The sequence below is a fragment of the Pseudomonas sp. genome, from assembly GCF_026224925.1.
GTDB lineage: Bacteria > Pseudomonadota > Gammaproteobacteria > Pseudomonadales > Pseudomonadaceae > Aquipseudomonas.
The window spans coordinates 1-1,765 of sequence record NZ_JAMFRV010000269.1 but is presented as its reverse complement, the minus strand read 5'-3'; the positions used below and the strand labels follow the sequence as shown (position 1 = coordinate 1,765).

Sequence of the window (1,765 nt, the reverse complement as noted above, 5' to 3'; positions counted from 1 at the left end):
TGAATTTGATGGCGTTGCTCGTCAAGTTATTCAACACCTGCTCCAGCCGCAAGGCATCGCCCATCACAGACGAAACGCCAGCCGGCAGCGGCTGGATGATCAAATGGATATTTTTGTCCGCCACAGTGAGGCCCATGGTGACGGCGAGGTTGTCGATCACATCATTCAGACGAAACGGCGCACGCTCGATTAACAGGTGGCCGGCTTCGATTTTGGACACATCCAGAATGTCATTGATAATGTTCAGCAACATGCGTCCCGACGCCACGATTTTGCGCACCATGCCGTGAGCGTCGAGATTGAGTCGAGCCTGCCCCAAGAGGTAAGCGAGGCCCAGGATGGCGTTTAGTGGCGAACGGATCTCGTGGCTCATGTTGGCCAGAAAATCGGCTTTGCTGCGGTTGGCAGCTTGCGCTGCATCGCGCGCCTGCAACAAGGCCGATTCGGCGTGTTTCTGGGCAGAGATGTCCTGCGCGAAGATCAGCGTGGCCGGTCCATCGAGTAACTGAACGCGGGCGGTGGTCTTGAAGACCGGCACTACACGGCCTTCCTTGCCGAGTCCTTGCGCTTCGAACATTTGCTCAATCGGCGAGTCCGCGATGATCAAAGCCTCTTGCTCGCGCAATAGTGCGCGAGATTCCGCCGAAATCATGGCGCTCCAGGGCAGACCCGTCAGGTCGTCTCCGGCTGAATAACCGTGCAGGTCGCGATAACGCGGGTTGGAATACACAAAATAGCCGCCCCGTAGAATCGCAACCGCTAACGGCGCGTCTTCAATCAGCGTACGAAAACGCGCCTCGCTTTCGCTGAGCACCTGATTGTGTTTGGTGCGCTCATCCGTTTCGCGCCGCTCGCGTTCCAGATCGTCGGCCAATGACTGAGCATAAGCACGTCGCTTTTGTACCCAAAACAGCCCGCCGCAGCAAACCAACGCGATGCCGGCATAGAGCAATCCGTAGACCAGGGCTTGGCGTCGCAGCGGCTGCGCAATAGCCGCCTGTGAGCGACTGAGCCCCACCACGATTGCCTTGTCCATGTTTAAGGAAGCAGGCTGGACGGTCTGCAACGTCATTAACCGTTGCTCACCGGTGCCGCGTACCACCCCGGTCAGCACGTTCTCTACCTGCCCACTTTGAATATGGCGGCTAAAAAAGGTACCCGGCTGGCTGACGTCGCGACCATCGATACCTGCCCTCGTCGGGAAATTGATCAACAGCCGACCGTCGCTATGCACCACGAAGCCCCAAGCATCAGGCGCGTAGCCGACAGGCAAAAAGAGTCAGTGAAGAAGTCTTGATTAAGCCCTGCGACCATCAGCCCGGCAAATTCACCGTGCGTGCCGCGCACCATCCGGGAGACGGTGATAACCAAGCCACCCCCCTCCTTATACGACTGGAAAGGTGCGGAAACATACAAAGTACGCTCGCTAGGATTATCCCTGGCAAGCTTAAAGTAGGTTTCGTTACGTAAATCTTTGCCTAGCAAGGCAGGTTCTGAGGTCGCCGTAACTTGACCGTTGGCATCCAGCACGAGAAAAACACACGTGCCTTGTATGGCTGTCTGCAGTGCTTCCAAGCGTAGCGTCAAACCGTCTGGAGAATGTAGCCGCCCAGGTGCTACCAGATAATCCTTGATCACCTTTTCCAACGTCAGGCTTACCGTTGTCAGATTGCTCTGAATATCGTTTGAGACGATGCTGGTCAGCACATGCAGGCGGTCACGCTCGGTCGCGTCGACACGATCTGCTTCGACAAGACCGGCACGC

The 1,765-nt window shown here is 56.7% G+C and carries 2 protein-coding genes; both read right to left on the bottom strand.

The window, feature by feature from the left end:
• On the bottom strand, positions 1-1,234 hold a 1,234-nt coding region (locus tag M0974_RS11790), incomplete at its 3' end, for a histidine kinase dimerization/phospho-acceptor domain-containing protein (RefSeq protein ID WP_297836425.1).
• Positions 1,210-1,765: hypothetical protein (locus tag M0974_RS11785; RefSeq protein WP_297836423.1), on the bottom strand; the 556-nt coding region annotated here is incomplete at its 5' end. The genes M0974_RS11785 and M0974_RS11790, both read right to left, overlap by 25 nt.